Origin of the sequence: Roseiflexus castenholzii DSM 13941, assembly GCF_000017805.1 — a bacterium.
In the GTDB taxonomy this organism is placed as follows: Bacteria; Chloroflexota; Chloroflexia; order Chloroflexales; family Roseiflexaceae; genus Roseiflexus; species Roseiflexus castenholzii.
Genome location: NC_009767.1, coordinates 5,658,533 through 5,684,372, shown reverse-complemented (window position 1 = coordinate 5,684,372; position 25,840 = coordinate 5,658,533). Strand labels below are relative to the sequence as shown.

The window sequence follows — 25,840 nt, the reverse complement described above, 5'->3', positions numbered from 1 at the left end:
GCGAGGGTCCCGACCATGGCGTAGCGCGAGACTTATCATAGCGTAGCGCGAGATGTATCTCGCATTGGTGGCGAGGGGCGAGGCGGGGCAAGAGGCGCGAGGGGCGAGGCGCGAGGGGCGAGGCAAGAGGGTCCCGACCATGGCGTAGCGCGAGATGTATCTCGCATTGGTGGCGAGGGGCGAGGCGGGGCAAGAGGCGCGAGGGGCGAGGCGCGAGGGGCGAGGGTCCTGACCATTTGGTGGCGAGGGGCGAGGCGCGAGGCGCGAGGGGCGAGGGTCCCGACCAAGGCGTAGCGCGAGATTTATCTCGCATTGGTGGCGAGGGGCGAGGGGCGAGGGGCGAGGCGCGAGGGGCGAGGGTCCCGACCAAGGCGTAGCGCGAGATTTATCTCGCATTGGTGGCGAGGGGCGAGGGGCGAGGCGCGAGGGGCGAGGGTCCCGACCATGGCGTAGCGCGAGATGTATCTCGCATTGGTGGCGAGGGGCGAGGCGGGGCAAGAGGCGCGAGGGGCGAGGCGCGAGGGGCGAGGCAAGAGGGTCCCGACCAAGGCGTAGCGCGAGATTTATCTCGCATTGGTGGCGAGGGGCGAGGGGCGAGGCGCGAGGCGCGAGGGGCGAGGGTCCCGACCAAGGCGTAGCGCGAGATTTATCTCGCATTGGTGGCGAGGGGCGAGGGGCGAGGGGCGAGGCAAGAGGGTCCCGACCAAGGCGTAGCGCGAGATTTATCTCGCATTGGTGGCGAGGGGCGAGGGGCGAGGCGCGAGGCGCGAGGGGCGAGGGGCGAGGCGCGAGGTGAGCGGCGCCCACATAGAAACATTGCATGCACCACATTATCGAACGCTGGCGCGCACTGAAAACCGACGCGCGTCGCTATCTTCTGCACCTGGCGATCCTTACGCTCAGCCTTTCGGTGGTGGGGCTGTACTACAATCTGGCGGTGCTGGCGCTCGGTTATTCCCGTGGCTTCCTTGGCATCCTGCAAACAGTCACACAGGCGGTTGCGGCGCTGTTGAGCTTGCCGCTCTGGTTGGGCGTGCAGCGCCTGGGATTGCGCGCTGCGATCATAACGTCGGTGGCGTTGTATGCCGCCGGCATTCTGTTGTTCGCCGCTTTTCCGCAGGCGGCGCTGCTCATCTGTTCTGCCGCTCTGATGGGAATGGCGTCCGTGCTGATGCAGGTGACTGCTGCACCTCTCATGATGCGCCTCAGCAACGACGCCACTCGCGATGATCTGTTCAGCGCCAGCGCCGCAGTCGCCGTTGGGTTGAGCGGCATCGGCAACCTGGGCGCAGGGTTCATCGCCGATACGCTGAGTCACGTGCTTGGCGCTCCCGCCGACAGTGGCGCGACCTATCGCGCCGTTTTTGCGATCGCCGGGATTGGGGTACTGGCATCGCTTCCACCGTTGTTCCTGATTCGTGAACCGGAACGAGCGCCAGAGTCACCCTTGCCTGAAAGCGGCGCCTCACCTTCGGGTACAGGATCGTTCTTCGGTGGTCTTCCCTCCTGGCTGTTGGTTGCCCAACCATGGTTCTGGCGTCTTCCGACGCCACTACGCGCTTTGTTGCGCAAGCCAGCGTTTGTGGCGAAACTGCTGCTGCCGCCGTTCCTGATCTCGTGGGGCGCGGCGTTGCTCATCCCTTACCTCAACCTCTACTTCCGCGAACGGTTTGGCCTCGACAATCGCGCGCTCGGCGTACTCTTCGCCGGATTCGATGTGGCGACCGGTCTGGCGTCATTGACCGGTCCGGCGCTGGCGGCGCGGCTGGGGAAGATGCGCACCGTGGCGGTGACCCGCGCTATCGGCGTGCCGTTGCTGCTGATCCTGGGAGCGGCGTCGGATCTGTGGCTCGCAATTGCGGCGGCGCTGGCGCGGGTGATGGCATCCAATATGGCATCGCCGCTCTACGACGCCTATGCGATGGAACAGACTGAGGAAAGTGCGCGTCCGTTCATGATCGGTCTGCTGGGAGCAGCGTACAGCATCGGGTTTCTCATTGCTCCCTTGATCAGCACTTTTGTTCAGGAACGGTATGGCTTTGGTCCGCTGTTCGTCGCAACAGCGATCCTGTATGCACTCTCGGTTGCTGTCACATGGTGGTTTTTTGGGAAAGAGCGCCCTTAAAGTCTGCCGGAAAACTCTTTGCGCCCTGTAGTACGTATACCCAAAAGGTGTTATGGGTTCGGGTGCGAATGATCGGGTCGCATTCCAGCGCTGGGATGATGAAGGTTAAAAAATAACGCCGGTATTACTGGGGCGCTTGAAACCCTGCTGATATTCTGAAATCTTCTCCGGGGCTTCCACTCACTGAGCGAGGGCTTATGAGAATTAAGATAATGAATCTGGTATACCTGTCTGCCGAATCGCTCATTCTATGAGCTGCGGGCTAAAGCCCTTGCTCAGGACATTGAAGCCCCAAAGGGGCTTTCACGAACTCAGCGAAGGCTTTAGCCCGCAGTGCCGCGAATGCGCAACCTGACGGCGCAGATTTACCGGATTTAATTCTGACTCCTCTGCAAAAATCTGAACCTTACCAGGTCAAAACCGGGCTGTTGATTCGGCGGTAAAGTCCAAAGGCCTGCAAAAGCGTCCGGCCAAAAAAAAAAACATGTTCCGCCTGTTCTGCCAGGCGTTTTGTCATCCTTTTTGCCTGCTCTCCTGGCCGATTTCCTGCTATCTGGCTCTGCAGGTAACGGTGTATCCGCCGCACGGTCATCACGGCGGCGGAACCAATCAGCAGACAGGCGGCTCGAAAACGTCCCCGTACCGGTAACTTGCCCGCCGGGAAGGGATGCTTGAGACTGCGGATGCTCGCTTCAGTGGCAGAACGCAGGTTCCGTTCTCCCGAGTCCGCCTGACGCATCCTGCGCCGCCGCTGCGCCCGGCGCAAGTCTTCCTCCGTGAAGAGCAGTACAGCTTCTCCATTTTTGCGAGGCTGCACCGGACACCGGGGCTGCAAGGGACAGTTCCCACAAACCTGCGCGTCAAAGGTGGCGCGATACGATTTGCCCTGTTTGGCGCCTCTCACGGGCGCTTGCTGAGCGTGTGGACAGGTCAGGTTCAGCGCTCCGTTGTGAGTGTCGCCTGGCAGCGTAAAATCATCCAGGTACAGCCGCTCTTCCTTTCGCTTGCGCCCGCGGATGGCGCTCTGGATCAGCGTCACCTCCTGTTCAGCCAAACGCTTATCGTTCTCGGCGCTGCCGTAGGCGCCATCGGTGTAGAGTTCTTCCAGCCCGGTGCGTTCCTTCAGGTCGGGCAAGGCTTCGGCCAGCAGGGCGCTGTCATCGGTGACATTGGGCGCGACCTGGATTTTGGTCACCAGTTGCAGCGGGTTGTCCGGGTCGCAGGTTTCGGTGAGGTTGACCACATACCCGCGTGAAGATTTGCCGTGCTTTTCGCGGTAGGTGGCTTCCAGGTCGTCCGGCGATTGCAGGCTGCGGGCGCTCAATTCGCTGGCTTCTTTGACCTGTAGTTTCTCCTTCTCCAGGCGGAAATGCTCGGCAAACACCCGCGCCAGCACCGCATAGGTCGGCTGTTCTCCGTAGGCGGCCTGCAGTTCCTGCAACAGGGTGCGCATGTCTTCCCCGATGCGCTGCAGATGCTCCGGCCACTCTTCCTTCTTCAGCCGATAGATATACTGCCCGGGGTGGCCTTTGGTGTATCGCTCGAAGCGTTGGGCATAGCGCTGCTGGTCTGCTTCGCTGAGCATGCGCCAGACGCGCTGCAGCACTGTCACCAGCAGCTGGATGCGCCCCATCTGGCGGATGTTGGAGGCCAGCAGGGTGCTGTCCATGCGTTGTTTACCGCTCTTGATGGAGAAGGCGCGCAGCTGTTCGCCCGTCACTTGCTCAAAGGCGCGTTCCAGCAGGTTTTCGCCCGTCTCCTGGGCATGTTGTGCCAGCCGTTCTCGAAAATAATACAGCGTGCGCAAGTCGAAGCAGCCTTCGCTCAATTGGCGGTAGCCCAGGGCATAGCGCACCTGGACGTCATAACAGAAGTGATCGTACATCTCTTCATCCGTCCAGCCGTTGGCGGCTTTGAGAAATTCCAGCCCGACCAGCACATTCACCGGCACGTTGGGACGTGAAATCAGGTCGCTGTACAACACGGCAAAGGGGCCTTCGTCCAGACGGGAGAAGAATTCGCGGTAGAAGGTGCCGGCCCAGGAGTTCTCCAGGCGGCGGCGCAGCGGTTCGGGCAGTTCATCCACATGGCTGGTGAGCGGAATTTGCCAGTGACGGGTGTTTTTGCGGAACATGGTTTTCTCCTCAAAGGGGTTGGCTGGATGATATTAAGATTTGCCCGTTTTGAGGAGGGTATTCGGAGCAGTTTTGTCTTCTCGTTTTTGCAGTGGAGTCAGAATTAAGATAATGAATCTGGTATACCTGTCTGCCGAATCGCTCATTCTATGAGCTGCGGGCTAAAGCCCTTGCTCAGGACATTGAAGCCCCAAAGGGGCTTTCACGAACTCAGCGAGGGCTTTAGCCCGCAGTTCCGCGAATGCGCAACCTGACGGCGCAGATTTACCGGATTTAATTCTTGATCTTCATGAGCCCGCAGCGCCGCCTGGCGGCACAGGTATGTATGTCGGATTCGTTGCACGATCCCGTAGCAGCGCTGTGATTGACCCGGCATTCATGCAGTGCTATACTATCGCACACCTGTTCACGTATGTACAGCACGGCTGTGGATGCGCTCCACGAGCAGTGCCTGCGTATGGTTGCGGACCAGCGCTTTATGCTGCGAAAGGTCGCCAGATCATGGCAAAAGATGCTATTGTCATCAAAGGTGCGCGTGAGCACAATCTGAAAGGGATCGACCTGGAAATCCCGCGTGATAAACTGGTTGTTCTGACCGGCGTCTCCGGGTCGGGCAAGTCGTCGCTGGCGTTCGACACGTTGTACGCCGAAGGGCAGCGCCGATACGTCGAGTCGCTCTCGGCATATGCACGGCAGTTTCTCGGTCAGATGGAAAAACCGAAAGTCGATGCCATCGAGGGGTTGTCGCCCGCGATCGCCATCGAGCAGAAAAGCGCCTCGAAGAATCCACGCTCGACGGTCGGCACTGTTACCGAGATTTATGACTACCTCCGTTTGCTGTATGCCCGCGTCGGGACGCAGCACTGTCACGTGTGTGGTCGTCCGGTCAGTTCGCAGAGCGCCGAGCAGATGGTCAATCGGGTGCTGACCCTGCCGACAGGGACGCGCTTTATGGTGCTGGCGCCGCTTGTGTCGCAGCGCAAGGGCGAGTATAAAGATGTCTTCGCGGAAGCGCGCGCCGAGGGGTTCGCGCGGGTGCGCGTCGATGGCGAGATTTTCGATCTGGCGGGCGAGATCAAACTCAATAAGAAGGTCAAGCATACGATTGAGATTGTCATTGACCGTCTGGCGATGCCGGCGCGCGACGCCGCGCGTGATCAGGTGCGCTCTTCTGACGCTCCCATCGGTCGAGCACAGGAAGGTTCCCAGAGTGAGTGGGACGCTTTTGTGACCCGACTGACCGATAGTGTCGAGCAGGCGCTGCGGGTCGGCGAGGGGCAGTTGATCATCAGCATTCAGAACAAAACGGGCGCCGCCGAAGAATGGTTGATGAGCGAAGCCAATACTTGCACGCACTGCGGTATTTCGTTCCCTGAACTCTCGCCGCAAATGTTCTCGTTCAACAGTCCGCAGGGCGCCTGCCCCGAATGCACCGGTCTTGGCGTCCGGCTCGAAGTCGATCCGCTCCTGCTCGTTCCCAACCCATCGCTGACCCTGCACGAAGGTGCGGTGACGTATTGGGGCGAACTGCGCAAGAAGCGTGACTCGTGGGGGTACCGCGCGCTGCTGGCGATTGCCCGGCACTATGGATTCGATCTCGATACGCCTTGGGAACAACTCAGCGAACAGGCGCGTCACGTCATCATCTATGGCAGCGGGAAAGAGCGGATACGTTTCCAGTGGGGTGATGAAGGCGGCGATAGCCGAGGTGAGTTTACCCGCACCTGGGAAGGGCTGGCAAGCGAGATTCGCCGCCGTTTTCAGCAGACGGGCAGCGACTACACACGCGAGTATTACCAGAGTTTTATGAGTGAGCAACCCTGCCCGGCGTGCAGCGGCGCGCGCCTGCGCCCCGAAAGCCTGGCGGTCCGGGTTGGCGGATTGTCAATCCGCGACGTGACACGGATGACGATTGCCGGGGCACTGGCATGGGTGAATGCCCTGAGCGGCATTTCCGGCAACATCGCGCATCTGGCAGACCTGGAGGGTCAGGTGATGCCCGGGGTTGTGGCAGGAAATGGCGCTGCGCATCACGGTGCAGTGACGCCATTGACCGATTATCAGATGGCGATTGTCAACGATGTGCTGAAAGAAATTCGTGAACGGCTCGGCTTTCTGCTGAATGTCGGTCTTCATTACCTGACGCTGGAACGTCCCGCGCCGACGCTCTCCGGCGGTGAGGCGCAACGCATCCGTCTCGCATCGCAGATCGGCTCTGGTCTTGTGGGTGTAACGTACATTCTCGACGAGCCGAGCATCGGGCTACATCAGCGCGACAATCGCAAACTCCTCGATACGCTGCTCAAACTGCGCGACCTGGGCAACACCGTCGTGGTGGTTGAGCACGATCTGGAAACCATGCAGGCGGCTGACTGGATCATCGATTTTGGTCCGGGCGCCGGGGTCAAGGGCGGTCAGGTCGTCGCCGCTGGTCCGCCCAATGTCGTGGCGGCATCGCCCGAGTCGCTGACCGGTGCGTATCTCGCGGGGCGACTTGAGATCCCTACGCCGCAGCAGCGCCGCACTGCGCGGGTGCGTCCGGTTGCCAATGGATTGCAGGATGCGCCGCGTCGTCGCCGGGTAGATCATCAGTCCGATCTGGCGGAGGGACCGTGGCTCGAACTCGAAGGCGCCACGATGAACAACCTGCGTGATGTGACTGTTCGCTTTCCGCTGGGGGTCTTTATGTGCGTCACCGGAGTGTCCGGTTCGGGTAAGTCGTCACTGATCACCGAGACGCTCTACCCGGCGCTGGCGAATCGCCTGCATCGCGCTCAGTTGAAGCCGGGACCATTCCGCGCGCTGCGCGGGTTGGAGCATCTCGATAAGGTGATCGATATCGATCAGCAACCAATCGGGCGGACGCCGCGCTCGAACCCGGCGACGTATGTCAAACTGTTCGACCTGATTCGTGAACTATTCGCCTCGACTAATGAAGCGAAACTACGTGGCTATAACGCCGGTCGCTTCTCGTTCAACCTGAAGGGCGGGCGCTGCGAAGCCTGCGAGGGCAATGGCGAAAAACGCATCGATATGCAGTTCCTGGCAGATGTCTGGGTGCGCTGCGATGTCTGCAAGGGCAAACGGTACAACCGCGAAACGTTGCAGGTCAAGTACAAAGGCAAATCAATCGCCGATGTCCTTGATATGGACGTTCAGACGGCGCTGGAGTTCTTCGACAATGTGCCGCGTATCAAGCGCATGCTCCAGACGTTGCACGATGTCGGGCTGGACTACATCAAACTCGGGCAATCGGCGACGACCCTTTCCGGCGGCGAGGCGCAACGGGTGAAACTTGCGAAAGAACTGGCGCGCGTTGCAACCGGTCGTACCATGTATATTCTCGATGAACCGACCACCGGGTTGCACTTTGCCGATGTGCAGCGCCTGCTCACCGTGCTGCACCGTCTTGTGGATGCGGGCAACACCGTGCTCGTCATTGAACACAACCTCGATGTGATTAAGACCGCAGACTGGATCATCGACATGGGACCGGAGGGCGGCGACGGCGGCGGCACGGTCGTCGCCGTCGGCACGCCTGAAGAGGTCGCCATGATCGAGGCATCGCACACGGGACGGTTCCTGCGCGAGATTCTATATGCGACTGGGGTTAAGGGTGTGGCGCAAGATTAATCTTGCGCAACGAATGTACACAAGGTTCGTCATATAATACCAATGACGCTTGAAGATGCCGCCTTCGTGTCATTCCGAGCCCTTCGCTTCGCTCAGGGTAAACTCAGCGAGGAATCTGACCGCGCGCAGCGCGGAATCTGAGCGGGTTGCGCCAGACCCCTCGCGCTGCTCGGGGTGACCATGCCGGATGGTCACCGGTCATTGGTATGAGAGGGGTGAGGAGTGAGGCGAGAGGGGCGAGGGGCGAGGCGAGAGGGGCGAGGGGTGATACCAATGACGATTGACGATGCCGCATTCTTGTCATTCCGAGCGCAGCGACTTGTCATTCCGAGCGCAGCGCGGAATCTGAGCGGGTTGCGCCAGACCCCTCGCGCTGCTCGGGGTGACCATGCCGGATGGTCACCGGTCATTGGTATGAGAGGGGTGAGGAGTGAGGCGAGAGGGGCGAGGGGCGAGGCGAGAGGGGCGAGGGGTGATACCAATGACGATTGACGATGCCGCATTCTTGTCATTCCGAGCGCAGCGACTTGTCATTCCGAGCGCAGCGAGGAATCTACGCGGGTTGCGCCAGACCCCTCGCGCTGTTCGGGGTGACCATGCCGGATGGTCACAGCTGATTACGATGGAAGATGCCGCCTTCGGGTCATTCCGAGCGCAGCGAGGAATCTCCGTGCGCTCGACACTTGTCACCTGCGACGCAGGCCGCCTTCGTGTCATTCCGAGCGCAGCGAGGAATCTGACCGCGCGCAGCGAGGAATCGGAGCGGGTCGCGCCCGACCCCTCGCGCTGCTCGGGGTGACCATGCCGGATGGTCACAGGGAATTGGTATAACCCCTCACCCTCCCCCCACCTCCGTGTGTTTAAGGCGACATAAGCCCATCGCTGTGCGCCGCGTTTTTGGACCCTCTTCCCCCCCACCTCCGTGTGTTTAAGGGCGGACGGAACACTGGCGCGCACCCCGGCACGCCCACCGGGGGACGGGCTGCGCGCGCGTCGCCAGTCTCCCCGCTCCCGCGCGGGAGCGGGGCAGGGGGTGAGGTCCAAACGGCGCATCCCAACGCCATGCCTGCCCGCTATGCGCGCGGTCCGCCCTTGAACCTCCGCGTGGGGGCAGGGATGCGAGGACCTGATCATCATCCAACCGAGCGCTCGCTGAACGTGTCCGTTTCCACTGCGGCGACAGCGACCGACTCCGCCTTGCGCATCTGGCGCACCCGCACCACGTGAACCAGCACGCCCACAATAAACAACCCAAACCCAACGGCGTCCGCTCCCAGGTCGGCATAGAGCATCGCCAAACCGGCAACACCCATCAGCACGCGCTCGAAAAGATTCGCCTGACGGAGCAGCCATCCGCCAAAAGCGACCGCCAGGGCGCCAACTGCCAGGCAACTGGTCAGGAAGGTCACCACAATCGTCATCCACCCTCCTGCCGCCAGCGCCTCATACCAGGCAGGTTTGAACGCCAGCGTCACCGTGCCCACATCTTTGCCAACCTGCTGCAACAACAGCAGCAGACTCGTCCCGTCGGTCGTCATCGTAAACATGAACGGCACCAGGAAACCGGGCAGACAATACTTCCATGCCATAAACATTGTGGGCCACGGACGCCCGCCGGTAATCGCTGCGGCAGCCATAGGCGCCAGCGCAGTCGGCGGCGACACATCAGCCAGGACCGCATAATAGAAAATGAACATATGCGCAGCGGGTTCCGGCACACCCACCTGTCGCAACGCGGGAACGATCATGACCGCTGCCAGAATGTACGATGCCGTGACCGGCACCGCCAATCCCAATACCCAGACAGCAATGGCTGCAAAGAAGACCGTCATCAGGATGTTGCCGCCGCCAAGGCTCACGATCATGCCCGAAATCTTAAGCCCCAGTCCGGTCAACGTCACGGCTGAGACGATGATGCCTGCGCAGGCGGTGGTGGCGGCAATCGACACCACACTGCGCCCGCCATATTCCAGCGCCCTGAGAATGCGCATGTTCTCATCTTCTCCCGGAATGGCGCGCACCCGCCGGTAGAGCGCCATCGCCGCCGCGATCACGACGGTAAGCATTAACCCCCAGAAGATCGCCACCGATGGACGCATACGCGGCAGCACACCGGTCACTTCCAGCGCCATCAGCAGCGCCATCAGCGCGACGCCGGACGCCAGCGCTTTCAGGGAGGAGAGGCGCGTTTCGGGACGGAGAAAACTCAGGAAGAACGCAACGACAATCGACCAGTAGACCGCCATAAAGGGCGTCATGCCAAACCCCATCAGAATGGCGACGGCAAACAGCGACGAGAAGTGATACCCAAACTTGCGCGTCAACTCCCAGAGCGATTCGCTCTCGAATGTGACCGCCTGTGTCTTCATGCGGCGCGAGTCGGCTTCGATCATCAGAATGATCGACAGGTAGTAGAGGATCGTCGGCACAATCGCCATGATCAGCACATCGAGATAGGAAATATCCAGGTATTCGGCGATCAGAAACGCTGCTGCTCCAAGGGTTGGCGGCGAGAGGGTGGCGCCGATCCCGGATGCAGCCAGCATTCCGGCCGCGACCGTCTTATCGTACCCTGCCTTGCGCAGCATAGGCCACGACAGCGATCCCAGTGTGACCGTCGTTGCCACGCCACTGCCCGACACGGTGCCGAGCAAAAACCCGGCCGCCGCCACGGTGCGTCCCGGGCCGGCGCCGCTCTTCGACTTGCCGAGCGCCGCAAAGGACCAGTCGATAAAGAACTTGCCCGCGCCGCTGTACTCCAGCACCGCGCCATAGATCGTAAACAGCACGATGAATGTGGCCGCCACATCGAGCGGCACGCCAAACACACCCTGCAATGTCAGGTAGTTTGTGCCGATCAGACGTTGCAGCGAGATTCCGCGATGGTCGAACGGTTCAGGAAAAACATACCCGAAGAGCGCGTACAGTATCGAGAACACTGCTACCAGTGTCAGCGCCATACCTGTGGTGCGGCGGGTCGCTTCCAACACCAGCAGCAGCATAATGGCGCCCATCACGAGTTCGGTCGGCGTGGGTTGAGTGACCCGCTGCAACGCATCACGGAAATTGAGGCTCAAATAAATCATACTGGCAGCGCCAAGCGCTGCCAGCACAACATCATACCAGGGCACTTTCGTGCGCGCAGCCTTGCGCAATGGGAAGTAGAAGAACGTCAACGCCAGGACGAGCATCAGGAACGTGGCACGGTAAACCTGAGTCGTGATGATCGCCTGCGTCCAGTAGAGTGCATAGATCGAGAGCGCCGCCGCAACAATCCCGGCGATCCATGCCCAGGCGCCGCTCAGTTTTCGGGTTGCTGCTTCGTTCTCGAACTCCTCGATGAGTTGCTCGACTTTTTCCCTGGAAATGACCTCTTCGTCAGGCGCGTCGTTGTTTTGAGCGTTGGCGGCGATGCTCATCGTTGACACCCCCCTCTCAACGGTGCGGCGACTGCACGCGCGCAGTCTGTATGGCTGAGAGCCAACACCGATCAAGTAGACACACACATGCGCAAGTCGGCTGGAAGCACATAGAACAAGGCAAGACCCGGTGGTAAGAGACCTTCTGAAAAATCGCTGCGTGGAACGCGACCGGGCAGGCGAAGGCATTGCCTTCGCCTGCCCGATGATCTTTTCAGAACAGGCTCTCAGTGGTATCTTGCCTCAATCTCACCTCGTCACTCCTTCCAAACGCCACGTTCCTTGTAGAACTCGATTGCAGCCGGATGGAACGGTATCGATGAACCGGTGACTGCCGATTCAAGCGACAGGGTGCGCGCTGCGGGATGGATCTGATGCACTTCTTCGAGATTGTCGAAAATTGTGGTCAGAATGCCTTTTACCTGGTCAGCGGGCATATCCTCGCGCACCACGAGCAGGTTGGCAACGCCAATCCCCGGCACATCCTGGTCCGTCCCTTTGTAGGTGCCGCCAGGCAGCACGGTAGCGGCGTAGATTGGACCATACTTATCCACCATCGGCTTCAGCAGCGAACTGGTGTCGATAAAGACCACCGACTCGGTCGTAACCAGGTCGGTCACCGCAGCCGTCGGCAGACCGCCGATCCAGAAGAAGGCATCGATCTTCTTATCCTTCATGGCAGCCACCGAGTCGGCCACCCCCAGGTTTTCGCGGACCACATCTTCCGGCTTCAGCCCTGCGGCTTCGAGCAGGCGGATAGCCGCGGTTTCCGTGCTGCTGCCCGCCGATCCAATCGAGACAGGTCGCCCTTTCATATCGGCGACGCTTGTGATACCCGAATCGGCGCGCGCGACCACATGGATGAAACTCTGATAGAGCACGGCAATGGTTGCGGCGGGAACCGGACCGGTCGCCTGGTATGCTGCCACGCCATTAATGCCATCGTATGCCGAATCTGCGGTGGTGAAGCCGATTTGCGCTTCCGAATTCTGGAGCAGTTTCATATTATCGACGGAGCCGCCGGTTTCCTGCGCCGTCGCTTCCGTGTTGGGCATCTTTTCGGTAAGAATACGCGCCAGACCGCCGCCATAGGGGAAGAACACGCCGCCGGTGCCGCCGGTGCCGATGATCAAGCGCAGTTTTTCCCCGCTGGGCGCGGCGGGCGCTGTTGTGGGTTGTTCGCCGGAAGGCGCGGTGGTGGGGGCTGAAGGGGCGGTTGTTGGCGCTGCGGGGGTCGGCTGTCCACACGCAGCCAGTACTAGCGCCATAATTGACCAGAAGACGACCAGCGTTCGTTTGACCATGCAAAGACTCCTTTCTGCTCTATGTGGCACGTATCAGGTGTCACGCTCCTGACCGTTGCACCCTGAGAATAGTGCGTCTCGCAAAAAGATCGATATGGCGCCACGCCATCGACTCCATTGCGGATCGGTAAGGGCAAAACGCGCATCTCCCGTGTCGCGTCGGCGCTGAAAAAGGATGCCCGACCACTTTTGATTGCGGATGAGGCGCCCATCCTTCATTTTGGGCACAAACAAACCCCGCCCGTCCCTTTCAGGCAGGTGATACGCCAAGGGTCTGGCTTAGTGCAAACAAGAAAACCAACCCTCACATCTCTCTCGAAGAGCGTATGCTGGCTTCAGTTCGTATGTGTTCTATCTCTCCAGGCGCGGAGACGCGCCAGAAACATATATGCGCTGCAACCCTCAAGTGAGGGCGATGGCTGGAACGGAGAATAACCAGGATAGCGTAAGTGTACCTGCAAGCGCACGGCGCGTCAAGAGAATATCTTCCTCATTTATAATAAAGACTTAACCACCAAACGCCGGTCAGATGGTTCGGTATCAATGCAAACCGGCTGCACCTTCATCCCGTTGCTCGCCGGAGCCGCTCATTGTGCTGCGCGCGATCCGGCGCCGGCGCACCGGTATCATCTCCAGGCGCCTTCACCCTGCGTGGCCGCGAATACCTGCGCTGAACGAACCGGGTTCAGCAATCACGGAGATTGAGGCTGGCATCCGCAACGAAGCGTCCCGACAGAGGTATGGACCTTGAGAATAACTAATTCGATCCAGCCTGTGGAGACGATCCGTTGCCTGACAATGCATGCTCACTTCCGTGTCTATCGCAGTAAAAGAGGGTGCCGGCAGTGATGCAGAGAGGCACGGCCAACAGGTTGATCAGGGGAATACTCACCAGACCGAGACAGACCAGTCCAAATCCGGCTGTTGCGGGCAAACCCTGTCGCACGAATCCCAATTTATCGCGAAAGCGCAGTCGGCGCCGCTCGAGCGGCGGATCGAAAAAATCGAGGCAGGAAATGGTTGCACTGAGCGCAATGCCGCCTGCCGTCGCCAGCAATGAACCAACGAACGGAATGAGATTCAGGAGCAACGTTGGTGCACCGATAGTCAGCGCCAGGATTAGTTTCTTGATCTCGAACAGCAGAGCGCGAGCAATATCCCGTGCTACATTCCCCACAGTCGGCGGGGGCGCATCGAATACGACGCCGCTGAAACGTTCTTCCAGGCGTTCCGAGAGACGGCTGTAGAATGGCGAGCCAATCACCACGCCGAAGCGAACCAGCACATAACCGGTTGCAATCAGAAGCACGACGATCAACAGCGCGCGGAGCAACCAGGCGATGAATGCCAGCCATTCGGGCAGACCGGCGATAACCCCATCAATAGCGCGAAATCCGGCAACGAGCAAACCGGCGTAGAGAGTGATGCCCACAAATATATTCAGGAAGACGGGGACGATAATATACTGCCAGAGTGTCGGATGGCGTCTGAGAACGCCGAGAGCGCGCAGCGGATAAGAGGCGCCGGTGAGGAATTTCTGCATGGCTGAGAACTGAGAATTGAGAACTGAGAACTGAGAACGGAGACTAAGAATGTGAATCCAATCGGGGATCTCATCAAGATACGAACAGATTCTTCGTTCTCGGTTCTTCGTTCTCGGTTCTCCTGCCCCCTACTCTTGCCGGATGATCAGGCTCTCGTCGCGGTTTTTCTCACCCTCTTCGAGCAGCATGATCGGAATGCCATCCTCGACTGGATAGCGATACCCATTGCGGCGGTTGACCAGCCACTCTTTGCCTTCGCTATCCCGCATCAACTCCACCGGTCCCTTATCGCCGGGGTCCGCCAGGATTGCCAGCAGTTCCGGGCTGATGCTGCGCGACTCCCCGCCAGACGACGATGACGACGGCGGCGACGATTGCGTGCCAGACCCCAGGTCGAAGACGCTGTCTTCGCGGTACTGGCGAACGGCGCGATAAATGACGATGCCCAGTGCGATCAGCGCCGCGACGCCAAGAAGACGAAGGACGATTTTCATCAGTGTGACCTCCTCTGTCATTATTCCTGATGCCTGACTTGCAGGCTACAGCAGCCGGTTCCGATCTTCGGTTGTCAGGTCTGAGCGTGTTTTTGCTCCTCAATCTCCGTTTCCCGGTTTCTGGTTCTCAGTTCTCGATTCTCAGTTCTCGATTCTCAGCCCCCTATTATACCGGGTATTCGACTTTTTCCAACATCGTTGTTGCGCGCTCATCGCGCCAAGGAGATGGCGATTCGCCAGCCTCCCGCCACACCAACAACCGCCAATGTGGCGGCGAACCTTGCGCGGGATACGTTACTTCCAGATAAGGAAAGCGCTGCTGCTGTCGCTGTGAGGTGGCAACATCAAGAATAACGTCCGTCCAGGTGCCGGTATTGACATATGTCTGGCGCTCGTTCAGCGCCACGACCTGTGCCAGATGGGTGTGTCCGCAAATAAAAAGATGGGTCGACCACTGCTGCGGATCGCGCGCAATGCGCGCCATGCTGTGAACAGACGTGCTCCCAAAAGCCCGGATCGAGCGGCGCAACTGGTGCTCCGCTGCGCGCTGAAATACAGTCTCGGGAAAACCGCCAGAACGCTGCCGCACCCCTGCCGCGCGTCCCAGGAGCGTCGCCGCCAGCGCGACCTGGCGATACATCGGTTTCCAGAGCGAACGCGGCGTCTGCTGCTGCGGATCGTCGTCGAGAATATAGACCGTGTTGCGTAGGAGCACATTGACCAGCAACACCAGACCGCGCACCACCAACCGGCGAGTGGATTGGTTGCGCAGCGTCGGCAGCGATAAGGCATACCAGAAAATGGCGGATAGCGGCTTGATATTGTCGATCAGCGTGGCAATATCCACCGGCTCGTCTTCCAGCACATTGATCGCTTCACGGATCAGGCGTGTGCCGAACACTACCTCGAAAGGCTCACAGATGCCGTTGAAGTGAATGAAACGGTTCCAGCGGTCAAACTGATTGCCATGCACGAGAAAGATGCCATCACCTTCATAGGACACGCCAAACCGCAAGCGTGGATTACCTGGCGCCAATCCGAGCGCCCGGCGCAGTGTCTGTTTGGCGCTCGCATAGTGCAACTCGAAGTCATGGTTCCCGATAATCACCGTCACCTGATTGTCGCGCCGAGAGAGGAAAGCGCGCAGCGCAGCGACCGGTTCCGCATGCGCGTTCAGAATGGCTTCAAGGCGGCGCGCCGCCGCGCGTGGCGACCATTCGCGGTCTGGCACATCGGGCAGGCAGACCTGCAAAAATTCAAACGTATCCCCCGCCAGGATCAATTCCGTCGGCGTCGGTTCGGCAGCATAATAGCGCAGCAACGCGGCAAGTTCGGCATCGGCGCTGAAGTCGTCGCGGCGATCACCTGCCCCCATGTGGAGATCGCTGAGCACCAGGCGACGGATTCCAGGTCGAATATCGTTGGGACCGATTGGCGGGGTCGTCTCACCGGTCGGGCGCAGGCGCACCGGATGCAGCCGACGCCGAACGATCAGCGCGACACACGCCCCAATGAACGCCAGGGGAAGGGAGCGAAGAGTAGACAGCATAACGTTATCTGGCAGCAGCGCGCGCGGCTGCGATGAATGCCCGAATCTTTCCGTGATCCTTTACGCCATTGCTCTCGACGCCGCTGCTGACATCGACACCCCATGGACGAACGCGCGTTATGGCATCAGCAACGTTCTCCGGGGTCAGTCCACCCGCCAGCATCAATGAGCGCCGGCGCGCCAGTTCAGCCGCGCGTTCCCAATCTGCGACAACGCCGGCGCCGCCATAATTGCCCGGCACACGGGCATCGACCAGCAATTGCACATGCGCCTGGTCATGTATCAACCACGCGCGCTCCTGCGCCGAGTCATCGAAGCGAACGGCTTTGATGACCAGTAAGGGCGCCAGCGCATCCGCATAGATCACCGGCTCATCGCCACTCAACTGCACGCCATCAAGACCGCAGGAGGATGCAATATCACGGATGCGCTCCACCGTCTCGTTAACGAATACACCAATCAGGGTGATCGCTCGTCCGCGACCACGGGCGGCAAAACGCGCCGCCTCCGCAATGGATGCGGCGTCTTCAACCGTGATCTGACGGCGCGAAGGTGCGAACACCAGTCCAAGCATATCGGCGCCGGCATCGACTGCCGTCAGGGCGTGGTCACGCGCGCGCACACCACAGATTTTGATGATCATCGCACGCTCGCAAGGGGATCATTCACACCTCAGTCGGTTCTTCAGTCGTCTCGACTTTCTTGCGCCGCCGTGTCGGACGCGGCGCTTCTTCGGTCGGCGCGGTAACGGCAGCTTTGCTGCGTGAACGTGTTGGACGCGCTTCCGCCGTCGTTTGATCGGCTTCTGCGTTCGTGCGCACAGTAGTGCGACGACGGCGTGGCGTCGGTTGGTCGACAACCTTTGACTCTGCGGTTGCGTGATCGTCAACTGCTGTCACCGGCGCCTCTGCCGGGACGCCGACGGTGACCGACGTCTCACGTGGCGTCTCCTCCGCCATCACCGATCCTTCCGCTACGACCGGCGGCGACTCCACACCATGAGCGACGACGCCTTCTTCCACTGCGTCCGGCGCAGGCGCCAACACTTCTGGTTCGGCAGCGGTCTCTGTTTCTTCAGGAACCTTTCCCTGCGGCATCTCGTCGGTCACATCCGCTGGTAATACGTCAGCGGCAGCGAGTGGTTCGGCAGCAACGATTTCAGGCGACTCCAATGCAGGCGCAGGCGCAGATGCCTCGGACACAACCATCGTCTCGACAGCGTCCCTGATAATCGACGGCTCAGACGCCGCCTCTTCCGATGCCTTGACCGCAGAGGCATCGACGCCTTCTGTCGCTGCGGATGTTTCGTAGGGCGCCAGGTGATACACGACGCGGGCGCCTTTGCCGCTGCGGCGAAGGACACCGGTGTTAATCGCCTGCTTGATCAGCGACCGCAGTTCTTCGTTCGTGCGAACGATGCCGGCGTTGTTGCGGGCGCCCCGCATCAGATCGTGGATCTGTGCGAACGACAAAGGACGTCCCGCCGAAACGACCACCTCGCGCAACATCTGCCACTCGGCGTCGGTGAAGGGAGGCGTCTCCGGCAGGTGCGCTGTTGGTTCACCAACCGGTGTTTCAGGCGTCGCAAATGGCTCCGACAGCTCAACCGGCCTATCCATAATCATCATCTGATCGTCCGGTTCAGGCGCTGCCAGAATCGGTTCTTCCACCAGACTGTCGCCCGATATCGTCACATCCGGCTCCTCCTCCAGATCGGGCAACTCATCAAGCATTGGCTCGTCAATCGGCACATCGAACGATGCAAGCGCTTCCTGTCGCTCACGCTCGGCTTCCAGGCGGTCGAGCAATTCCTCGAAGACCACGTCCGTCGCGGCGGATTCGCCGTTCATCACGTCGTGCAGCGCCTCCGTCATCAATTCGTCGGTCACGTCCTCATGCACGACGAACTCATCCTGCGATGGGGCAGTGATCGTATCGGGCGAGATTGTTGTGCGAGTTGTGCTGCTGCGACGGCGGCGACGGCGGCGGCTGCTCGAGACCGGGCGACCATCGATATGGGCATCGACGTGCACCGGCGTGGTGGACGTGCTGACCGGCGGTTCTTCTTTGAGGTCCTGGGCGAACTGCGAAAGTTTGTACGGGTCCTCGCCGGGCAGAAAGACTTCGACGACGGCGCCGCTCGTAAAAACCTGCACCTTGCCGCGGCGCTCGGCTTCGAGGGCAAAATCTTTGAACTTTGCGAACGGCTTGCCGGTCGAGTCGCGATACTTACTCTCCTTGAACTCCCCACCCATCAACTCTTTCATCACGAGTTTGAGCGAGCCGAAAGAGCAGACATACCCTCGTTCGCGCGCCAGATGCACTGCCCGCACGAGCATGTCGTAAATGTCGGTTTCTTCACGCGCGGTTTCGGGAGCGGGTGGTTCAGGCGGCGGCGTGTGCTCCGCCGATTGCGCTTCCTGGCGCATCCGCACGGATGGCGCAGGTTCCACTACCTCCTCAACATCGCGCCCGCGCTCTGGCATGCGGATACGCGGCGCATCGGCTTGCAGCGGCTGCGGCTTCTTGCCCAGCAATTGCTCGTAGAAGATGAACTCATCGGCGCTTTGGGCAAGGTGCCCCGAAGCGGCGCCCCCCACTCCGATAATAATGACTTCCTTGCCATGCTGGCGGATCGCATTCACCAGCGGAATAAAATCGCGGTCGCCGGTGGCGAGCACGAATTTGCCGATGTTCGGGTTGGTGTACAGTGTTTTCATCGCGTCGATACAGAGATTCATATCGACGCTGTTCTTGATGGCGCGCCCCGTCCGACCCAGATCGCGATCATAGTAATAGGTCGGGACATACATCGGCTCGATGCCATTGGCGTACAGGGCGCTCGTTACTCTCGGATAGCGATACCAGTCGGCGTATGCGCGGGCGATCACCACCCGTCCCAGGTCCGCAACGCGATCCATGATGATTTCAAAGTTTGGATTGACGTCGAGTTTGTCGCGGACACTGACGTAGACGTTCTCGAAGTCGATGAACACAGCGACGTCGAGACGCGGATTGTCGGTAGCCATGGGTCGTTTAATCTTCTCCTGATTCTTGGTGTCGTCAAGCAGCGGCTCCAAGGATCACACGCGAGCCAGGCGCCTTCCTCGGCGGGGCGTCATACCTTCAGAACGCCAGACGCGCGACAATGCCCGGAGCGGAAGCGCCTGTGTCCGGAGCGTTCGCTTCCGACTGCGGCATCATTGCGCATCATCCGCCTGTGAAAAGACCAAAGCCCGCGAATGCGCGGTGAGACCTGCGGTGTCAATATTGCAGGCAGGCTGTGCAATAATGTCACAGCCCGGCCATCTCTTTCCACCAAAGAACGAACCACCGCAGGAATATCTAACCATTGCGCTGTTCGAGGAGCCTATAACTTGTCAACGTACAAACAAACAACCGAAACATATCACAGGTCCGGCGCTCAAACACGAACGCCTGACGCTCCGTTACACTCTAACTATAGCATTGTCGCACCTAAAGCGCAACCGACGATACTGCGCGATAGAGCGCCAGTGCGCGCATTCGTCGTTCTGCATGATCGACAATCGGCGCGGGGTAGTCGCGCCCGATGACAACGCCGCACCGTTGCTGTTCTGCGCGCGGCATTGTCCACGGCGCGTGGATGTAGCGGTCTGGAACCTGCGCCAGTTCTGGCAGATAGCGGCGCACATACAAGCCCTTTGGATCGAATTTTTGTCCCTGACTGACCGGATTGAAGATTCGGAAGTAGGGTTGTGCATCGGTGCCTGTCCCGGCGCTCCACTGCCATCCGCCATTATTGGCGGCGTGATCGCCATCGACCAGTTGCTGCATAAAGTAGCGTTCGCCCCAGCGCCAGTCGATCAACAGATCTTTCGTCAGAAACGAAGCGACGATCATGCGCGCCCGGTTGTGCATCCAGGCTTCCTGACGCAACTGGTGCATAGCAGCATCAATGATCGGGTAGCCGGTGCGACCTTCCTTCCAGGCGTCGAACAGCGCCGGGTCGTTTTCCCACGCCAGCGCATCGTACTGCGGTTTGAACGATCGGCGCACCACATGCGGGTAGTGCCATAGAATCTGATAGTAGAAATCGCGCCAGGCGAGTTCCCCGATCCAGGTTTCAATCGATCGGACGGTACGGTGATCATCGCCGACGATGTCGAGCAGGCGCAGCGCTGCGCGCAGCGCCTGCCGCGGCGCCACGCACCCAAACCGCAGGTAGGGCGACAGGCGCGAGGTCGCCGGTTCTGCCAGCAGATCGCGCCCTTCTGCGTAGCCCGCGATGCTGTGTGCGGCAGCCAGATCGACAAATGCCGCCAGTCGCGCAGCGCCATGCGTTTCGCCGCCTGGAGGAATGCGTTGGGAAACCACGATGCCGAGGTCTGCATGGTCTGGAACTGTCTGATCTGCAACGGCTTCGGGCGCCGGGCGCAAAAGCGGCGGCTCGATCGCGCGCAGCACCTCCGCGCGCCGCTGTTCTGTCAGCGCGCGCCAGCGTCGCCGGTAAGGCGTGTACACCGTATAGGGGCGTCCATCGCCGGTACGCACGTCGTCGGGACTGAAGACGACCGCGTCTTCCGCAATAGAGGTCTCGACGTTCAGATCACGCAGCGCCGCTTCGACCTGCGCATCGCGCCGTCGCGCAAACGGGGTGTAGTCACGGTTCCAGGCAACGCCGGTGGCGCCGGTTTCCTGCACCATGGCGCGGATCACGTCGAGCGTCCGTCCACGCCGGATCACCAGGCGACTGCCGCGCGCGCGCAGGTTGGCGTCGAGATCGCGCAGTGCGGCGATCATGAACGCGATACGCGCGGCGCCGGTGCGTGGCGCATGCAGAATGGCGTCGTCAAGGATGAAGAGCGGGATGACTCGCCCATCGCTCCGAATGCTGGCGGTGTGCAACGCTGGATTGTCGTGCAGACGCAGATCGCGGCGAAACCAGTGGATCCAGATCATAGAACGTTAGAACCGGTAGAACCTTCGAGACGCTCACGACAAGCGGCAATTCCTGCGGCGCTTTCAGGAGAAGGTTCGAGCTCATGCGAGTGCATCAGCGCATCGCGCGCTTCGGCGTAGCGCCCCAGCATATAGAGCACTTTACCGCGATTGAGCCAGTAGACCGCCTTCACCGTCGAAATCGGCGCAGCCAGGTCGATGGCGCGCTCAAAGCACTCCAGCGCCGCCTCAAGGCGTCCGAGTTCCATCAGGAGCGCCCCTTTGTTGTTCCACACACCGGCGCTCTCCGGTTCGAGCGCCAGCGCTCGATCATAACTGGCGAGCGCATCATCGAAGCGACCGAGATCGGTGAGCGCCATCGCGCGCCAGAGCCAGGCGCTCTGATTGGTGTCCGATGCCGCCAGCGCCGCCTCGAAACGCTCGAATGCCTCCTGAGGGCGCCCCTGGCGCAACAGAATCTGTCCCTGGTCGCAGAGCATACGGCTTTCTCGTTCGGCGCTGGCGCGTTTATCCGCAGATGCGCTTTCACCCTCGAACATACGCGTCATCTGCTCACGCAGGCGATCTTCGGTCATCTGCAAGCGCCGTTCGTCATGACTCAACCCTGCGCCGCTTATCAGTCGTCGTGCCTGCTCACAGATCAGCAGCGCCGTCTCAATCGATTCGTAGTTGCCCAGAGTGCGCGCTGCATCTGCGATCCAGAACGCAAATGCGATAATGGCGCGTCGCGCGGCAGGCAGATCCCGGCTCGACAACTCCCCTGCTCTGGTGTACGCTGCAACCGTCTTGGCGGCATACGTCTGGCTGAGTGTCGCGCCCTGCGCCGTCAGGCGGGCGCAAAGATCGCCGATTGCGAAGTAATCGTTCGCCTGTTGCGGGCGCCGCGCGCGCGCGGCGCGCCCCAGAGCGCGCACCTCCGGGTTGGCATCGTTGGCGAATGCATCGAATGCGCCGCTCAGGTCGCGGAACGCAGTCAACAATTGCGCCCACAAACCGATCGGCTCTTCACGGATGCGCTCTGTCGGGGTGCGACCGGTTTGTGGCGGTGCAGGAATGGTCGGATCGGAAGGCATAGTCATACGCGCCTCTCTGCGTCACATATATTGCGAGCATTGTACACCACTTCGCAATCCTGGTGAACCCGCGATGACTCCTGGTTGCTATGGGTTTACGTAACGCAGGCGCAGCGTGATGGGCAACCCGACATCACTGTCGAGCGCTTCCATCTGCGCCCGGTCGAGTTCTGCAAAACGTTTGTCGAGCGCGATCCGCCCATCGCGCATGAGAACAACACGATCAAGCGTCTCGTAACAGAAATCGAGGTCGTGACTGACGACCAGCACACTCCGCTGGCGTGTCGCAAGATCGTCGATCAGCCGCGCCAGCACATCGATGCTGGCGTTGTCAAGCCCGGCAGTCGGTTCATCGAGCACCAGCAGCGCCGTGTCCATCGCCAGAACTGCGGCAACCGCCACAAGACGACGACGGGCAGGCGGCAGATCGTAGGGATGCTCATTGACGACATCGCGCAGATCGAGCGCATCGATCGCCGTCTCGGTCAATGCCTCGACCTTTTCCGGCGCAAATCCCAGGTTTTGTGGTCCAAAACGGATCTCGTCGCGCACGGTGCGGGCAAACAGTTGATTGCGCACATCCTGGAAGACGACGCCGACATGACGAGCGCACCGCGCTACAGTGGTTGTCCGCGTGTCAATGCCGTTCACCAGGGCGCGCCCGCGCGACGGGCGCAACAGACCGTTCAGATGTCGCACCAGCGTGCTCTTTCCCGCACCGTTTCGCCCCACCAGCGCAATCCGCTCACCGCGTCGCACCGCCAGCGATGCGCCACGCAACGCCTCAACGCCGGTCGGGTACGTAAAATGCACCTCATCGAGTGTCACGATAGGTTCGGTGCTGTGTGTCATCCGCTGTACACTCGTTGGCTGGACTCCCGTTGAATCGATGGCGCCATCCTGTGCAGACGCAGGATGCTGACCTGTGGCTATGGCGCGCAATCCCGCCACAAGGTCGGCAACCGTGATCGGCAGAGGACGATTCGGTGGCCAGCGTCCGTCGGTGCGCGCCTGTGCCGCTATTTTCGTCGGACGGGTCCAACCGATGCCACGCTCGCACAGTCGCGGATCGGTCAGCACATCGGCAGGCGCGCCATCGGCGAGAACGGCGCCGCGATCCAGCGCCACCACCCGTTCCGCCACGTCGGCAACCCATTCCAACCGATGTTCGGCAACCAGAATGGTCATCCCTTGCCGGCTCAGCGCCCGCAGCACATCTGCCAATTCCGCCATCGCCGGCGGGTCGAGCTGCGCAGTTGGCTCATCGAGCGCCAGCACCGGCGGGCGCATCGCCAGCGCAGCGGCAATGACCATGCGCTGCTGCTGCCCACCCGACAGCGCATAAGGCGAACGGTCACGCAGATGGTCGATGCCAAGCGCCTGAAGCGCCCATTCGACGCGCGCGATCATCTCTTCTCGCGGCACGCCGAGATTTTCCAGCCCAAATGCCACTTCGTCGTACACGGTGAACCGCGCGCCGGAGATCTGGCTGAAGGCGTTGCTGCCGACCAGCGCCACATGACGCACCAGTTCGGCGATGGGATGGGTGGCTATCGCCAATCCATCAACCGACGCATCACCGTCGAGACGACCGCGAAAGAAGTGCGGCACGAAGCCGGCGCAGAGCGCGCAGAGGGTGCTTTTGCCGGCGCCGGCCCTGCCGATAACTGCGCAGATCTGACCGGCAGGAACCGTAAGCGTTACGTTGCGCAACGCCGGTTCGGTTGCTCCCGCGTAGGTGAAGGTCACACGGTGCAGCGCAATAGGGGTGTGTTGTTGCCCCATATTGTTCATGGTGAACCACAGGATCGTGGTGGAGATGGGATCACGATAGGTCAAGCGCTGATCGCCTTATGAGAAGAGCGTCGCAACACGCCAGACGATCAGCGCTCCCAGCGCCGCCAGCATCCCAATCCGCACAATCTGTTCAGCGCGCGGATCGGGAATGTCGCGCAGCCACGTTTTCGGACCGGGCGCATTGAAGGCGCGCGCCTCAATCGCCATGGCGCGCTCCTCCGCTTCGACCAGGGCGCCAACGATCAGCGGGCTGACGAGCGGAAGCACGCCGCGCACACGTCGCAGCACGTTCCCTTCAGTTTCCAAACCGCGCGCGCGTTGCGCTTCCGCCACTCCCACGGCGCGCTCGCTGATCGCAGGAATGAGTTGCAGCGCCACCAGCAAGATGTACCCGATTGAGCGTGGCATACCGCTCTGGATGAGCGCCTGCACCAGCGTTCCGGGATGCGTTGTCTGAAACAGCAGCAGTGGCGCTCCGGCAACGATCAGCAACCGGCTGCCGGTGTCGAGCGCGAATTGAAGCCCGGCGCGACGGAACAGAAGCGGACCGATGGCAATGGTTGTCGGATCGGCGGTGGGAAAGAACAACCCCTGCACCAGCGCCAGCGAGATCAGCACCGGCAGCAGCGTTTTTACCAGCACATCGAGAAAGCGACTCGCCACCAGCGATGCGAACGCCAGCGGCAGCAGCACACCAGGCAAAAGTATCGCTCCTGTCAGCGGCGCAGGGAGCAGGAACGTCATGCCAATGAGCAACACTGCGCCGGTTCCTTTCGTCAACGGGTTCAACCGCTGGAGAAAACCGGCGCGTTCGATAAACAGACCGGTGCGTTGCACGGCAGCGAAACAGTTACTTGTCGTGAACGCCGAAGCGCGCAAGCAGGCGTTTCGGCAGCGCACTGATGATCGCCCAGACAATCAGGTACGTGATCGTCTTATCGAGCGGGTCGGAAACAGCACCCTGCATGAATGAAGCGCCTAACACACTGGCGCCAAAGTTCTGGAATATCGCCACCAACACATCGGTGCCCGCTCCCGTGACGCCGCCGAACACATACGCGGCGATTGGCGCCGAGATAGCCGCAGCGACCACGCCGGTAATCACCCCTGCCAGCGCCATTTTCCACCACACCTGCATCGCGCCGTACTGTCGGGCATATCCGGCAATCAGACCGATCACCGCCGCCACCGCCGCGAACGGCAGCGCTGAGGGCGCCAATGTCAATCCCCAAATGACATTGGCGAGCACGCCGGTGATCGCCCCTGCCAGTGGACCAAGCAGAACGCCAACCAGCACCGTGCCGATCGAATCGAGATAGATCGGCAATTTCAGGACGCTCTGCACCAACTGTCCAAGCGCCACGTTGATCGCAATTGCGATTGGAATGAGCGCCAGCGCAGTGCTGCTCAACCCGCTGCGTTGCGACGTCGTCGAAGTGGTCATTGTATGACTCCTTCTCAGGCTCGATGTGCCATCCTTTGGATTGCCACTATGAACGTTGTGCGGATATGAAGGGGTTGTCGATATGACACTAAGACCAGTATATCAGATTGCGCGCGCCCGTCAAATAACCCTGGATACCCAAGACCATGGGCGCGGAGGGACCTCATCTGCTGCTCTGCTCGCTGCGGCTCATCGTCACTCCACCGGCGGCGCCCGCGCTGAACCGACGACGCCTGCGGTCGCGGCGCCTGCACAGCGCGGAAGCGGCTCTCCCCGATGGTGTAGCGCCAGACGAGACGTTGGGCTGCCGCCTGACCGATGTCTGAACTTCGGACGCGAACTTATGCTATGATGGAAGCGCCGGTCAGAGCACAGGTAAAGA

Annotated in this window: 15 protein-coding genes; 2 read left to right on the top strand and 13 right to left on the bottom strand. The window is 60.7% G+C overall.

From position 1 onward, the window contains the following. The first annotated feature begins 820 nt into the window (after window positions 1–820). Window positions 821–2,125: an MFS transporter gene (locus RCAS_RS22900; RefSeq protein ID WP_012122858.1), complete on the top strand. Its 1,305-nt coding sequence runs from the start codon at window positions 821–823 to the stop codon at window positions 2,123–2,125. 406 nt (window positions 2,126–2,531) lie between these two features. Here RCAS_RS22900 and RCAS_RS22895 read toward each other — a convergent pair whose 3' ends face one another. Next, the gene (locus RCAS_RS22895; protein ID WP_012122857.1) at window positions 2,532–4,259 is read right to left on the bottom strand and encodes a transposase; all 1,728 of its coding nucleotides are present in this window, start codon (window positions 4,257–4,259) and stop codon (window positions 2,532–2,534) included. A 502-nt stretch (window positions 4,260–4,761) separates the two neighbouring features. Between RCAS_RS22895 and uvrA the strand changes: the two genes are divergently transcribed. Next, entirely contained in the window at window positions 4,762–7,893 is a 3,132-nt protein-coding gene (gene uvrA, locus RCAS_RS22890) for an excinuclease ABC subunit UvrA (RefSeq protein ID WP_012122856.1), read from the top strand. A gap of 1,133 nt (window positions 7,894–9,026) precedes the next feature. Here the strand turns inward: uvrA and RCAS_RS22885 are convergent. The 12 genes from RCAS_RS22885 to RCAS_RS22830 all read right to left on the bottom strand — a co-directional run bounded on the left by RCAS_RS22885 (window position 9,027) and on the right by RCAS_RS22830 (window position 25,458). After that, window positions 9,027–11,312 (bottom strand): TRAP transporter permease, encoded by a 2,286-nt coding sequence (locus RCAS_RS22885; protein WP_012122855.1) that lies wholly within the window; start codon window positions 11,310–11,312, stop codon window positions 9,027–9,029. Window positions 11,313–11,569: 257 nt separating this feature from the next. Further along, window positions 11,570–12,616 carry a TAXI family TRAP transporter solute-binding subunit gene (locus RCAS_RS22880; RefSeq protein WP_012122854.1) on the bottom strand — a complete coding sequence of 349 codons (1,047 nt, stop codon included), beginning with the start codon at window positions 12,614–12,616 and terminating at the stop codon, window positions 11,570–11,572. A gap of 757 nt (window positions 12,617–13,373) precedes the next feature. Further along, window positions 13,374–14,159: an EI24 domain-containing protein gene (locus RCAS_RS22875; RefSeq protein WP_012122853.1), complete on the bottom strand. Its 786-nt coding sequence runs from the start codon at window positions 14,157–14,159 to the stop codon at window positions 13,374–13,376. A gap of 129 nt (window positions 14,160–14,288) precedes the next feature. Further along, window positions 14,289–14,654 carry a Trm112 family protein gene (locus RCAS_RS26350; RefSeq protein ID WP_012122852.1) on the bottom strand — a complete coding sequence of 122 codons (366 nt, stop codon included), beginning with the start codon at window positions 14,652–14,654 and terminating at the stop codon, window positions 14,289–14,291. Between the two features lie 166 nt (window positions 14,655–14,820). Next, window positions 14,821–16,203 carry a metallophosphoesterase gene (locus RCAS_RS22865; RefSeq protein ID WP_012122851.1) on the bottom strand — a complete coding sequence of 461 codons (1,383 nt, stop codon included), beginning with the start codon at window positions 16,201–16,203 and terminating at the stop codon, window positions 14,821–14,823. A gap of 4 nt (window positions 16,204–16,207) precedes the next feature. Beyond that, window positions 16,208–16,846, bottom strand: a complete 639-nt coding sequence (locus tag RCAS_RS22860; protein WP_012122850.1) for a phosphoribosylanthranilate isomerase — start codon at window positions 16,844–16,846, stop codon at window positions 16,208–16,210. A 22-nt stretch (window positions 16,847–16,868) separates the two neighbouring features. After that, on the bottom strand, window positions 16,869–19,232 hold the full coding sequence (locus RCAS_RS22855; RefSeq protein ID WP_012122849.1) for an NYN domain-containing protein: 2,364 nt from the start codon (window positions 19,230–19,232) through the stop codon (window positions 16,869–16,871). Between the two features lie 448 nt (window positions 19,233–19,680). Beyond that, on the bottom strand, window positions 19,681–21,144 hold the full coding sequence (locus RCAS_RS22850) for a cryptochrome/photolyase family protein (protein ID WP_012122848.1): 1,464 nt from the start codon (window positions 21,142–21,144) through the stop codon (window positions 19,681–19,683). Further along, complete coding sequence (locus RCAS_RS22845) at window positions 21,141–22,223, bottom strand: tetratricopeptide repeat protein (protein ID WP_012122847.1); 1,083 nt, start codon at window positions 22,221–22,223, stop codon at window positions 21,141–21,143. The genes RCAS_RS22850 and RCAS_RS22845 overlap by 4 nt, the downstream gene beginning before the upstream one ends. Window positions 22,224–22,304: 81 nt before the next feature. Continuing rightward, window positions 22,305–24,056, bottom strand: coding sequence for an ABC transporter ATP-binding protein (locus RCAS_RS22840; RefSeq protein WP_232280105.1), 1,752 nt, complete (start codon window positions 24,054–24,056; stop codon window positions 22,305–22,307). A 12-nt stretch (window positions 24,057–24,068) separates the two neighbouring features. Then, window positions 24,069–24,851 carry an energy-coupling factor transporter transmembrane component T family protein gene (locus RCAS_RS22835; protein ID WP_012122845.1) on the bottom strand — a complete coding sequence of 261 codons (783 nt, stop codon included), beginning with the start codon at window positions 24,849–24,851 and terminating at the stop codon, window positions 24,069–24,071. A gap of 13 nt (window positions 24,852–24,864) precedes the next feature. Further along, window positions 24,865–25,458 (bottom strand): ECF transporter S component, encoded by a 594-nt coding sequence (locus tag RCAS_RS22830; protein WP_012122844.1) that lies wholly within the window; start codon window positions 25,456–25,458, stop codon window positions 24,865–24,867. Between the last annotated feature and the right edge of the window lie 382 nt (window positions 25,459–25,840).